4 protein-coding genes (1 of these 4 running past the window's edge) are annotated in these 13,288 nt (G+C 75.3%); all 4 read right to left on the bottom strand.

Annotated elements, in window-relative coordinates; all coding sequences use genetic code 11:
* Window positions 1-59: 59 nt before the first annotated feature.
* Window positions 60-1,235 (bottom strand): spore photoproduct lyase family protein, encoded by a 1,176-nt coding sequence (locus ABZ172_RS13055; RefSeq protein ID WP_356883275.1) that lies wholly within the window; start codon window positions 1,233-1,235, stop codon window positions 60-62.
* A gap of 27 nt (window positions 1,236-1,262) precedes the next feature.
* A complete protein-coding gene (locus tag ABZ172_RS13050) occupies window positions 1,263-2,774 on the bottom strand; it encodes a cryptochrome/photolyase family protein (RefSeq protein WP_356883273.1) in 1,512 nt (503 codons plus the stop codon).
* A gap of 167 nt (window positions 2,775-2,941) precedes the next feature.
* A complete protein-coding gene (locus tag ABZ172_RS13045) occupies window positions 2,942-3,538 on the bottom strand; it encodes a type VII secretion system-associated protein (RefSeq protein WP_356883271.1) in 597 nt (198 codons plus the stop codon).
* On the bottom strand, window positions 3,531-13,288 hold the end of the coding sequence (locus tag ABZ172_RS13040) for a lonely Cys domain-containing protein (RefSeq protein ID WP_356883269.1). The gene runs 17,266 nt beyond the window's last position; only the last 9,758 of its 27,024 coding nucleotides appear in the window; its start codon lies off the right edge, out of view; its stop codon occupies window positions 3,531-3,533. The genes ABZ172_RS13045 and ABZ172_RS13040 overlap by 8 nt, the downstream gene beginning before the upstream one ends.

Raw genomic sequence — 13,288 nt, 5'->3', positions numbered from 1 at the left:
CGTCCCCGCCGCGCGTCGTGCCCCCGGGACGGACGAGCCGGGGGCACGGCGCCGGGGGCTCAGAAGGCGTATCTGACGCGCAGCCACGGCGCGTGCGCCGCCAGCAGCCGGCGGACGCGGACCAGGGAGCGCTGCTTGATCTCCCGGGCGTAGCGGACGTTGAGGGCGCCGTTCTCGGAGCGCTTGGTCTCCTGGGCGGCGGGCTGCCACAGCAGTTCCTCGGCCCGGGGGTGCCAGCCCAGGTTGACCTCGTGGAGCCCCTGGTTGTGGGTCAGCATGATGATCTCGGCCGCGGCCTGCTCCTTCACCCGTGCGGGCAGTACGTCGTCGAGGTGGGTGAGCAGATCGGCCCAGTCCCGCTGCCACCCCTGGCGCAGCACGACCGGCGAGAGGTTGAAGTGGACCTCGTACCCGGCGTCGAGGAAGTCGGCCGCCGCCGCGATCCGTTCCGGGACCGGGCTGGTGCGGATGTCCAGCACCCGGGCGTCGTCGGGCGGCATGACGGAGAAGCGCACCCGGGTGCGCCCCTGGGGGTCGAGTGCGAGCAGGTCGGGGTTGACGAACTTGGTCGCGAAGGAGGCCTTGGCGGTCGGCAGACCGCGGAACGCGGCGACGAGGTCGGCGGTGTTGTCGCAGACCAGGGCGTCGACGGAGCAGTCACCGTTCTCGCCGATGTCGTAGACCCAGGCCTGGGGGTCGCACTGGTTGGGCTCCGGCTTGGGGCCCTGCGCCCGGACGTGGCGGCGGATGTGGGCCGTGATCGCCTCGATGTTGGTGAACAGCGTGATGGGGTTCGCGTAGCCCTTGCGGCGGGGGACGTAGCAGTAGGCGCAGGCCATCGCGCACCCGTTGGAGGTGCCGGGGGCGATCCAGTCGGCGGACCTGCCGTTGGGGCGCGTCGCGAGGCTGTGCTTGACCCCGAGCACGAGCGTCTCGGTCTTGACGCGGACCCACCGGTCGATGTTGCCCTCGTTGCCGTGCAGGGCGGGGATGCGCCAGTGGCTGTCGACCTCGGTGACGCGCACGCCGGGCAGCCGGGCCATGATCTGGCGGCCGCGCGGGGAGTCGAGGGCCGCGGGCTCGGCGTAGACCTCGCGGACGTCGAGCAGCCGGCGCGCCTGCGGGCCGTCCCGGAACGCCCCGTGCGGAACGGGCGCCGGGGCGGCGTCCTGCCATCCGAACAGCGCTTCCTGCTCGGGCTCCCCCGAGGCTGATCCTGCCGCCGACCGCTCCACGTGCTGTTCCCTTCCGCTCCCATCCTCTCAGTCCTGCCGGCGGCGCTCCTGCTCCAGGAGTTCGTCCAGGTCGGTGAGCCGGTCCAGGCCCCGTACCGCGCGGGTCATCCGCGCGTTCTTCTCGAACCGGTCGCGGTGCCGGTGCAGCAGGTTCCAGTACCCGGCGGTGAAGGGGCAGGCGTCCTCCCCGACCCGCACGGACGGCTTGTACCGGCAGGAGCCGCAGAAGTCGCTCATGCGGTCGATGTAGGCCCCGCCGGACGTGTAGGGCTTGGTGGTCATGCGGCCCCCGTCGGCGTACTGCGACATGCCCGTCACGTTGGGGACCATGACCCAGTCGTAGCCGTCGACGAAGCTGCGGTGGAACCAGTCGGTGACGGCCCGGGGGTCCCATCCGCGTTGCAGGGCGAGGCTGCCCAGGACCATCAGGCGCGGGATGTGGTGGGTCCAGCCGGTCGTCCTGACCTGGTCCAGGACCTGGGAGAGGCAGTTCGCACCGGTGCCGTCCGAGGACAGTTCCGTGAACCAGTCGGGCAGCGGGGCGTGATGGCGCAGGGTGTTGCTCTCGCGGTACTCCGTGCCGAAGTACCAGTACACGTGCCAGACGAACTCGCGCCACCCGGCGATCTGGCGCACGAACCCCTCGGTGCTGTTGAGCGGCACGTCGCCCGCCCGCCACCGCTCCTCGGCCCGCTCCACGCACTCGGCGGGGTCCAGCAGACCGAGGTTGAGGGACGAGGAGAGCAGGCTGTGGCTCATCGTCGTGTCCCCGGCGAGCATCGCGTCCTCGTACGCGCCGAAGGTGGCGAGCCGGTGGTCCACGAAGCGGCGGAGCCCGGCGAGTGCCTCCCGGCGGGTGGCGGGGAACCGGCGGGGCGCGTCCTCGCCGACGAACTCGACGTCGCCGTCCCGCGACCAGCGGTCGAGGTCGGACCGCACCTCGGCGTCGATGTCGCTCTCCCGGGGCCGGTAGGGCGCCGGTACGCCGAGGTCGGCGGCGCCGCGCGGCGGGGGCTGCCGGTTGTCGTGGTCCAGGTTCCACCGGCCCCCGGCGGGCCCGTCGCCCTCCATCAGCAGGTCGTGCCGCTCGCGGACCCAGCGGTAGAAGTCCTCCTGCCGGAGCCGCCGGGTGCCGCGGCCGTCCGCCCAGATCCGGAACTCGTCGTGGCTGACCAGGAATCCGCGCGCGGGCAGGACGCGTACCGAGGGCAGGGAGCGTACGAGGGCGAGCGCCGCGTGGGACGTGGGGTGGTGCACGGTCACACGGCTCTCGCCGACCGCTTCGCGCAGCCCCTCGCGGTAGGTGTCGGCCTTGACGTACCGCACGCGGTCGCCGAGTTCGGCGGCCCGGTGGCGCATGGCCGAGAGGACCAGGTGCGCCTTGGCGCGGTGGAACCGCCGTCGCCGGAAGACGCTGCGGGCCTCGATCATCAGCAGGGGCGCGTCCCGGTGCGGGCCGCCCCTGGCCGGGTCGACGAACCGGGGGCCGAGCTGATCGCCGAACAGCCAGTGGGGGGTGACGGACTCTTCCTCAGTCATGCCGAGCGCTCCGATGACGGTCTGTTGCGTGGCCGGCGCACCGCGCGGCGCGTCTCTCCGTCGATCCAAGCGCACGAGGGCGCGGGCCGTGCTCCGCACACGCCGGGACCGGGCCGGGCCGCGATCGCCCGGCCGCGACCGGCGCCGTGGCGGGGAGCGCGGGACCGTCAGGCGCCCGTGGCCCGCAGGGCCTCCGCCAGTCCGTCCGTGGCCAGCAGCATGGACGCCGGGGCGGAGCTGTTGAGGCACAGGCTGTGGCCCGGGGGGACGCGGTCCAGCAGTTCCGTGACGGGCAGGCTCCGGTACCCCAGCCGCCCGGTGGCCCCGAGGTAGCGGGGTGAGGTGTAGACCGGGACCACCGCCGTGCCGTCGGGTGCGGACGCGCTGACCGGCTCGCCGTCCGCCGTGATCAGCACCGCGACCTCCGTCCCGGCGAGGGCCGCGAGGACGTCCTGCGCCGGCCCGTAGCCGGTGACGGCCAGCTGGACGGCGCGGTCCACGGCGTCGGCGGGCTCGGGCCATCCCTGCGCCTCGGGTGAGGGCCGGTACTCCTCGTTGTCCTCCCACTCGACGATCTCGCCCCGGGCGTCGGAGCGCCACTGGCCGACCACGGCCCACTCCGGCGGCGGTCCCTCCCCTTTCCACGCCGGATCGCTCAGGTAGAACAGGTGGTCGGGTGCCAGCCTCGCGGCCTCGACGAACTCCTCGGGGGGTGCGGGGTCCACCCGGGGGGCGGCGGGGGTCTCGGCGCCGGGCTCACTCATCTGTTCCTCGTTCGTCGGCGGTGTCGGGGGCTGCCGCCACGGTCGGCGCGAAGTGCGGGTTGGCGACGTACGGTCCGAGCGGCATGCCGTAGGCCATCGGCTGCACACCGCGGATGTAGCGGCGGTCGACGCCTCCGGGGAAGAGCACCTCGTCCTGGTCGGGGAAGGGCGAAGCCAGCCCCAGGGTGGCGTTCACGTCGATGCCGCCGGGGGCCTGGACGTCGTAGCGCCAGCGGTAGCGGCGGTGCAGGGCGTCGGCGCCCATCGGGTTCGCCCGGGCGCTGTCGCGCACGTAGTCGCGGTTCGCCGTCGCGCTCGAGAAGACGGTGTGCGGGACCAGGGCGCTGCCGCCGTAGACGTGGTCGAGGATGTGCACCCGGTCGCCGCCGTACGGCTGGAGCCCGTCGCGGAAGATCTTCTCGGGGCCGTCGGGGCTGAAGCGGTACAGCGGACCGTCGTGGTCGCGCCACATCGCCTCGGGGAACGTGGCGCCCGCCAGCGAGTCCGGGTCCGCGGCGACGGTGGCCGGGTCGACGGGCGGGACCGCGCTGACCGGTCCGGTGGCGGGCCATTCCGTCGGGACGGGCGCGGGGTCCAGCTGTCCCGGGGCGGTCGGCACCGTCACCAGGCGGGAGGAGGCGACGAGTCCGCGGCCGGGCAGGTACCAGTCCCAGGCCGGCCCCTCGGAGTACACCCGGCCGCTCATGTCGGTGACGCCTCCGGCGGAGGGCCCCTCCGGGTTGTACTCGCCGCGCAGTTTCAGCGACGGGATCTCGGCGACGAACACGTGGAACTCCGGGTCGTCCTGTCCGAATCCCCACACGGTGTGCCGGTCGGTGGCGACGGCCACCGGGAACTCCTCGGCCGTCTCCGCGAACCGGCTGTCGAAGCGGCCGTCCGCGGACCAGGCCGTAGCCTGGCCCGCCGGGTCCGCCGCGACGGGCCGGCCGGTCTGGGCGACCGGGGCAGCGGCGGCCGGGCCGGTCTTCGGGCGTTCCGCCGGGGCAGCGGCGGCGGGGCCGGGCTGCGGGCCGGCGGGCGGCGGCGGCTGGACGGGGTTCGGTCCCTGGGTTCCGGCCGGGTCGACGGGCTTGGCCTCGCGCCAGTCGGCGGACGTCGGACTGGTCAGCGTGGCCAGCGAGTCGACCAGGGTGGGGACGGGGGTTCCGGCGTCGTCGGTCCCGGACAGCTCGACCGGGAACGGGCTCCACCAGACGGTCCGGCCGAGGCGCCGGGCGACGAGGTCCGCCACCCCGGCACCGGGCCCGCCGAGCCCGTCGAGCGCCAGGAGGACGGGGGTGTTCAGGTCCTTGGGCCGCAACACGGGGTCTGCGGCCAGCAGTTCGGCGAACTCGGCCGCGCCGATCCGGTGCGGCGTGCCGCCGATGGTCACGTCGATGTGGTCGCTGTCCTCGAAGTCCACCGAGGCGCGCACCAGATGGGGGATCACCCGGTCCGTTCCGGACGGGTCCTGTCCGGCCCACGGCGCGTCGGCGAGTCCGTCCGGCGACCGGAACCTCCCCAGATCGGTGTACGGGGACGCCCCGTCCTTCCAGTCGCGGCCGCCGCCCGCGGCGGACCCCATGCCCGTCAGCGGCGCGGTGCCGTCGAACGCGCCGCGTGCCTCCAGGTCGTAGGCGGCGGCCGCGTCCGGGTCCCCCATGGGCCGGCCTGCGGCGAACCCCCGGGTGAGCAGCGTCAGTGCGTCACCGCGCAGCGAGTCGTTCACCTCGACGGCCGGGTCGAGGTGCAGCACCTTCGCGGTGAGCGCGTCCGCGTCCTGACCGGCCGCGGCCAGTGTCTCGCCGGCCTTGACCCGCGCCCAGAACATCCGTGCCCGCTCGTCGGCACCCACCGCGTCGGGGCCGGAGAGGCCCAGCGCCTCCACGGCCGCCCGGCCGGCCGAGTCGGTGTCCTGGAGCCACCCTGCGGCCGTGCGCAGCCCCGGCAGGTCCACGAAGCCGCTCACGGGCGCGGCGAAGCCGATCTGCCCCTCCCGCACCGCGGCGGCGAGCACCCGGCGGGTGGCGGCGGCGTCGGCGCCGGACGCCCCCTCGGGGTGCGCGGCGACCACCCGGCGCAGCAGCTCCGCCGAGAACGGGCCGGTCGCACCGAGATCGGGATCGGCGTGCCACATGGCGTCGAGCGCCCCGGCGCCGCGGACCAGGTCCGTGTAGTCGGGAGCGTCCTCGACGTCGTGTCCGAGGAGCAGCCGCAGCGCCCGTACCAGCCGCAGCGTCTCGGCCCGGTTCCGGGGCGACGGGTCGGTCCCGAGACCGGCCGTCCCGGCCAGCCGGTCCAGTTCGGCGTCGTCGGGCTCCGGGCGGTTGGTGTCCCACCACCACCGGCGGCCCTGCGCGTCCGTGAACAGCACCCGCACGGGGTCGTCCTGGTGGTGGTGGGCCCCCTGCAGGGCGTAGGACAGCCGCACGGTGCGCCGCGTCGTGTTCGCCAGGTGCTGGCCGAGAGACATCGCGTCGTCCGCGAGGGGGTCGGCGGCGAACGGCACGGGGAAGGAGTGGCCCACCTGTCCGAGGTCCTGTGCCGCGCCGTCCTGCGGAGCGGAGGAGTAGCAGACCACCATGTCGATCCAGTGGTCCCGGGGCAGGCTCGACAGGCTCTTGCGCCGCCGCAGCCACTCCCCCGCCTCCCGGCGGCCCGCCGTCCGGGATCCGCCGCCGGCCAGCGGCATCATCAGGTGGCCCGGCGTGCCGTGGCCCGCCAGGTGGTACGCCTTGTCCTTCGGACCGGGGTCCTGCAGCGGGAGTTTGGCGGAGTAGGTGTCCGTGGCCGGGTTGTAGTGGACGTACTGCGTCATCTCGTCCAGGCGGCTGAAGTTGTCCTCGCGGGACCCGGCGAGTTCGCCGGGCTCGTGGAGGCTGCGGCCGGTCTGCCGCCCGGTGACCGCGCTGACGATGGGCTGGGTCAGGACGTCGCGGTGCCAGGCGGGAGCGCCGTCGTCGGTGTCGGGCGCCAGGCCGGGCCGGACCGGGACCCACGAGCCGTGGGGCAGGCCCTCCCGCCGGATGACGGCGACGGTGCCGGCCCCGGCCGCGTCGGGGTGACGCCGTGCCAGGCCGCTGTGCGCCCAGACCGTGTGGCCGGTGCGCTCCGCCACCTTCCTCGGGAGCTCCAGGTACCGGTCTCCGGCGAAGGGCACCGCGAGCACGATCGGGGTGGTGGCCGGCAGCCCGTGCCGTGCCAGGTCGGCCGCGACCAGCTCGGCGAGGTCGTCGGCGTCGAGCTCCCGAGTGGTCCCGTCGGGGAGCAGCGCCGTCACACCCTCGTGACTTCCGTCGGCGAGGACGGCGTACGGGGTCACGTCCCACGGCCACGGGGAGAAGTCGGACATCCCGGTGGGCAGGAAGGTGCCGTCGGGACCGGGGGCGAGGTGGTCGACGAAGAAGCCGTCCATCTCGGCGGTCTCGGCGCCGGTCCAGTTGAGTCCCGGCACGGTGGCCCCGCCCGCGGAGACGTACCTGGTCCGGTCCGTCGCCAGTACGCCCTCCTCCTCCAGGTGGAACGCGGTCAGCGCGGCGGGGCCGGACGCCCGCCCGGCCGCCGCGGCCCGCTCGACCGTCCGGAAGAAGTCCTTGCGCATCTCCGGGTCGACGAGCACGTGCGGTGCCAGGCGGAGGATCCGCCGGGCCGAGGCGTCGGCGTCGAACGGCCCGGCGCGCAGGGCCGGGTCCTTGCGGCGGAGCGCGTCGAGGATCTCGACGGCCGCCGCGTGCCCCGGTGAGGTGAGGGTGATCGTGGCCTGCCGACCCAGGTCCGCGGAGCTCACCGTCTCGGACGGCCCCAGGGTGGCGCCCTGGGCGGGCACCCGTGCCCGGCCGCGCGAGGTGACCGTGAAGTCCTGCGCGGTCAGCCGGGGCCGTCCCGCGGGCTGGTTCCGCTGAAGGGTGGTCAGCGACTGCTCCAGCAGCTGGACGAACAGCTCGTGGGCGGCCCGTGCGCGCTGTTCGCCCCGCTCGCGGGCGGCCTGCTCCCGCTCCTGTGCGGTCCCGGCCCCGCGCGCGTCGGCTCCGAAGCCGGCGAGGTCGGCCCGGGGCAGCGGTACCCGCGCGCGCCGGTTGCGCAGACCGGCCTGCGCCAGCCGGAACGCCAGCCGCTCCATGTCCTCGCGTGCGCCGGCCGAGGGGCTCGTCCCGCCCTGGTCGAACGTCACGAGGCTCAGCCGGGGAAGCGCGGCGAGCGGCCCGGCCGACGCGGCCGCCGCCGGTGCAGCGAACACCGGCTGTCCGTCGGCCGTGGTCGGCGCGGTCATGTCCAGGTCGGCCGTGTCGAAGGCGGAGAAGTCGAGAGCGGTCATGTCCAGACCGGTCAGGTCCAGGTCGGGGAAGTCCGGGCCGGTCATGTCGAAGTCGCCCGGGTCGAGGGTGTCGAGGTCCATCTGGTCCAGCATCGACAGGTCGAACCCGGGCATGTCCGCGCCGGTCCCGGACTGCGTCGCGGGAGCGGTGGCCGCAGCGGCGCCGTCCTCGGTGTCCGGTGCCGTGGCCGGCGGGGTCCAGCGCTGCGGGAGTCCCAGCCCGGTGCGGAGGGTGTCGGCCAGCTCCGCGGCACCGGCCGGTGCCCCGGTGCCGGCCGGACCGCCCAGCAGGTGGTCCGCGACCCGGCGCACCGCGTCGCGGAAGCCGTCGGCGGCGTAGCGGGAGTCGGTGAGCACCGGGTGCGGCTCCGCCGGGAGCACCAGGGAGACGGCGGCGGCCCAGGCGCGGGTGGTGTCGGCCTCGGCCGTGCCGTCGGGTGCCGCGGACGCGAAGCCGGCGTACTCCTGCGCCCAGAGCCGCCGTGCGGCCCGGGCCGCGGCCAGGTCCATGCTGTCCGACCAGGTGTCGGGGCGTGTCATCCGCACGCGGAGCAGGTCCACCGGCGCCAGTTCGCTCGCGGGCAGCCGGCCGTCGCCGCGCAGCGCCATCTCGGTGCGCTGTCCCTGGGAGAGCGTGATGCCGAGGGCGTCCAGCTCGTCCAGGCCGACGGTCTCGCCCTCGGCGGGACGCGGCGGGGCGGGCGGCAGATCGCCCTCGGTCAGCTGTCCGGCGATCCAGCCGCGCTGGTCCGCGTCCCGCGGGACGACCGGGGAAGCTTCGCCCGCCTCGGCGTCGGCGCTCCTCGCCGCGCCCAGGGCCTCCGGGGCGACGCCCAGGGCCGACAGGCCGCGTTCGGCCGCCTCCAGCCGGGCGCGTGCCTCGGCCACCCGGGCCCAGGCACTCCCGGTCGGCGTCGTGTCGCCACCGTCCCGCTGCGCCGCCGCGGCCTCGGCGGCGGTCCGCTCCAGCGCCGCCAGATCACGCGCGTGGGCGCCCCAGGCGGCGGCGAGATCCGCGTCGCCGTTCCGGGCCGCGGTCTCGGTCCCGGTGGTGCGGTCGGCGGACGGGACGGTGGTGGGCGCGGCGGGCTGCTGCTCCGTCAGGACCGTCCGCTCGGGCTGCGCCGTCTGCGGCAGCGGGCGGTCCGGCCGCGGTGCCGGACGGTGCGGCAGCGCGGAACCGGTGTCCGCTCCGCCCGACCGGGTGCCGGTGTCCGCGAGGGGCCGCGGGGCGGACCCGTCGAGCAGGGCCTGGGCGTGCTCGTCGGGGAACAGCCCCTCCCGCGCGACGTTCTCCCGCAGCTCCTGCTCGGAGAAGGGGTGGACGTGCCAGTACCGGCCCCAGTTGTCCGCGTAGTCCAGGGCCGTGTCGTGACCGTCCACGTCGTCCAGGGCCAGCTGGGCACCGCGCATCACCTCGTGGGCGGTGTGGTGGCCGACCGTGAGCGAGATGGCCAGCATCCCGGCCCTGATGAGACCGAGGTCCAGATCGACGCCCCAGCGCTCCCGCATCCGGGCGGCGTGCAGCATGAAGCGGTACGTGGATCCGGCGGTGCCGGTCGCGACCAGGCCGCCCGAGTCCTCGGAGACGCCCTGGAAGGCCTCGCTCATCGGGATGTCGTACACCGCGGTCGCCGGCATCCAGGTCAGCCCCGCCTCGTTGACCGCGAAGCGCCGCTCCGCCTCGCTCAACGGCGGGTGCGCGGTGTCCGGGTGCGCCGGGGTCAGCACCGAGCGCTGGAGCTCAGCGACCTCGGCCTCCTTCTGGGCGGCGGGCATGTCCGAGGCCGAGATCTCCAGGGCGCGCCGCATGAACTCGGTGTAGGCCTCCAGCTGCCGCCGGCTGGGCCGCTCCGCGGCGATCACCGGGTGCTGCTCCTCCGCGCCGCCGAGCATCTCGGGGACGAGGTCGCTGGAGATCCCCTCGTACAGCAGGGCCACGAGCTCGCGCAGGTTTCCGCTGCGGATCACCCGCTGGAGGGCCTCGCGGGACTTCCCGACGACGCCCGCCTTGGCCTTGCTGGTGTCGCCGAACGTCGCCAGGGCGCGCGGGTACTCGCGGCGGGCCGCCGCCCAGGCCGCGCTCGCCATCTTGCGGTACTCGGCGGTCACCGCCTCGTTCCCGGCCAGGTACTCCCCCAGCCGCTTGTCGAAGGCGACCGACTCCTCGGCGTAGCGGATGCGCGCCAGGACCCACGGCGGCGCGTCGTCGTTCCTGCGCTCGGGGCTGGGCTGCGCGGAACGCCCCGGGGTCCGGGACCTGGCGCGCCTGCTGCCGGCCGCGGACGCGGGGCTGGTGGACCGGAGGAACGCCGGCTCGGCGTCCGTCCCGGTCCCGCGCTCGGGGCGGGTCGTGGGCTCGGGCTCGGGCGCGGGCCGGGTGGTGGGCCCGGGTTCGGCCGTCGGCCGCGCCGTCACGGGCTCGGCGGAGCGGGCCGGCTCCCCGGTCGGCGTGGTGAGGCCGGACGGCGTGGGGGTGACCAGGCGGTGGTCGTCGATGTCGATCGTCACCACACGGCCCTGGGCCGGGGCGGTGCCGCCGCGCACCCGCTTCGCGTCCTTGGTGAGGCCGAAGTCCCGCACGTCCACGCGCGGTCCGCCGGTCCCGGTCTGGAGCGTGCCGAGGACGCGGGTCAGTTCGACGCCGAGCGCCCGGGCGACGGAGTCGGCCCGCGCCCCCGCGCTGGCCTGCGAGCGGTTGCCGTGCCCGGTGACGGTGACGGACGGCATCGGCAGGCCGTGCGCCCGGTTCCACAGCCCCGCGCGGGCCAGCGACAGGGCGAGTCCGGCGATGGTGCCGGCCGCGTCGGCGGGCACGTCGTGCCGCTTCTCGTCGAAGTGGATCGTCCGCTGGTGCAGACGCGGCGCGTGGCCGTGCAGCACCACCGTGGTCAGGGGGTTGGACACGGCGGGTGCCTGCTCGGACAGCAGCGCCGCGTTGGCCTCGTGCGCGGTCTCGCCCGGGCGCCTGCTGTACGCCCGGAAGAACCAGAGGTCCTTGTTCTCCATCACCGGCGCGGCGGCCCGGATCAGTTCCTTGGCGCGGGAGCGCGCCCCGTCCACCTCGCGCAGCGCCAGCGCGTGTTCGGGGCGGTCCTCGTCGAAGTACCAGGGCAGCTGCTCGGCCTGGTGGATGTCGACGAGGGCCCTGGCCACGGAGGCGAACCCCTCGGCGCGGGAGATCTCCGCCGGGTCGGCGCCGTCGCGCCGCAGTCCGGCGAGCCGCCGCTCGGTCCCGGCGGCCAGCGCGGTGAGTTCGTCCTCGCCGTAGCGGTCGAGGTTCTCGTCGATGACGTCGTCGAGTGCCTCCGAGGAGATCTCGCTCCGGGAGTGGGTCTCGTTCTCCAGCGTGATCTGGTGGGTTCCGTCCTCGGCCGCCAGCACCACCTGGGCGAAGTGGTACGGGGCGTGCGGGCCCACCGGGTCGCCGGGCTTGGCGTGGTTGTGGGTGAACAGCTGGGCGCCGCCCTGGTTCGTCGTGCTGACCGACTGGATCAGGTAGCCCTCGCCGACCCCGGCCCAGGCGTACTCGTTGACGCCGATGCGGCGCGCGGCGGCGGCCAGCCGGGTGCGGGCCGGGTTGTCCTGGGGCTCGTAGCTCAGGGCGTTTCCGTAGCGCTCCCCGGGTGTGGGGGCGCCCACCACGCCTCCGGTGAAGCGCCCGTCCCGGGCCGTCCGGCGGGCCGCCCAGCGGGGGCTGACGCCCGTCTGGTCGCCGGTGCCCTCGGCGAGCTCCGTCAGGGCCTGCGCGAGGTGGTGGGTGCCGGTGACCTCCCGGCCGTGCATCCCGTTCACCGGGGCCGTGGCGACGCCGCCCCTGGGTCCCCTGAAGGCGATGTGGGACAGCGGCGCGGGGGTCGCGCCGGCCACCATCTGGGCGAAGTCCCGGGTGAAGGCGTGCTCCGAAGCGCCGGACGCCGTCAGGAACTCCGGCTCGACCCGGAAGAGCGGCTCGCCGTACGAACCGTCCTCCTTGGGCAGCAGCACGCCCACCTGCTCGTCGGCCCGCAGCCGTACCCCGGCCCCGGCGGCGGCCAGGCGCGCCGACGATCGCTCGATCGCCGCACGGGTGGCGTACGCCTGCCGGCTGCGGCCGGTCGTGCCGTCGCCGCCCGCGAGGATCGCCAGCGTGCGGTCCTCGGAGATGTGCAGCGGCGGCCGGTCCGCCATCAGGACGCTCTCCCGGTCCTGGCGCGGAAGGATCAGCGGATCGGTGCCGTCCCCGGTGGCCACCTCGCCGACCGAGCGCGGCAGCGGCGGGGTGAACAGGACGCCGGTGCCGCGCCGGTCGATGACGCCGTAGTCGCGGGTCGTCAGCGGCCGGGGGCGGCGCGCCTCGATCTGGCGTTCCAGGACGAACTGGTCGGCGATCCGGTCGAACTCCGCGTCGCCGTCGCTGCTGGAGGCCCCGTCGTCGCTGTCCGGACCGTATCCGCCGTCGGAGTCCGAGTCGCTGCTGAGGTCGCGCGCGCCGGGCAGGCCGTCGTCCGCCTGCGGATCGGCCGAGGCCCAGCCGGCTCCGGTGTTGCCGCCGTTCAGGTCGAGCATGAGGTGGCGGGTCCCGGCGGTCGGATGGGTGGCCAGCCGGACCGGCGCCTCGGGGTGCCACACGCGGCGGCCGGTCGTCCCGGTGACCAGGGTCGCGACCGTCGAGGCGTACTGCGGGGGGAGCGCCAGGACGATGTCCGCGCCGCGGGGGCGGCCGGAGTCGTAGGAGATGAGCCTGGCCAGCTCCTCCGGACCGTCCGCCAGGAAGGTGCGTCCCGGCAGGGCGATCTCGATGCCGCGGGCGGTCTCCTCGGCGACGACCAGGTAGGGGTTCTGCCACGGGGCGTGCCGCTGGATGACCCGGCCGCGGCCCTGCACGGCGTACGACTCCGTCTCGGGGGCGGGCCCCCGGGATCCGGTGAAGTCGCGTCCGACGGGCGCCCCTTCGCCGTTCCGCATCAGTGTGCCGTCGTCGAGCGCCCCGCGTCCGGTCTCGATCTGCCGGTCGACGAAGTACACGGCGAGGTCCTCGGTGCTCGCGAGGTCGTCCGAGGAGGCGTCGAGCGCCAGCGACCCGAGCAGCCGGAAGTCCGCGGTGTCCGGCCTGGCCCCGTTCCCCATGTGCAGGACCTGGCGGGTGACGCGGACCAGCCCGTCGCGCAACCGCTGCGGGGTCGGGTGGTGGCCCGCCTCCTCCGAGACGAGGTCGTGGAGCGCCTCGGAGGTCTCCCGGAGCCGCTCGGGCGGAACGACGCTCAGCAGAGGGCCGAACAGCAGGTTCAGCCAGCCCTGGTCGGCCCAGGGGCGGGGTTCGTCGTCGTCGGAGTCCGACTCGTCGGACTCCTCCTCCAGGGTGGGCAGGGATTCGCCGGCGGGAAGGGCGGGCGGCACGGAGCCGTCCGGACCGGTCTGCGGGGAGGGGGCGGGGAGCGACACCGGGTCGACCC

It is taken from the genome of Streptomyces sp. NPDC006296 (genome assembly GCF_040613235.1).
Classification (GTDB): Bacteria; Actinomycetota; Actinomycetes; order Streptomycetales; family Streptomycetaceae; genus Streptomyces.
The sequence above is the reverse complement of the archived record's forward strand: the minus strand, read 5'-3'. Positions and strand labels throughout refer to the sequence as shown.

What these genes read in the sequence shown, in the direction of transcription:
- ABZ172_RS13050 (WP_356883273.1), bottom strand. Translation starts at nt 2,774, where the DNA reads ATGACTGAGGAAGAGTCCGTCACCCCCCACTGGCTGTTCGGCGATCAG.
- ABZ172_RS13045 (WP_356883271.1), bottom strand. Translation starts at nt 3,538, where the DNA reads ATGAGTGAGCCCGGCGCCGAGACCCCCGCCGCCCCCCGGGTGGACCCC.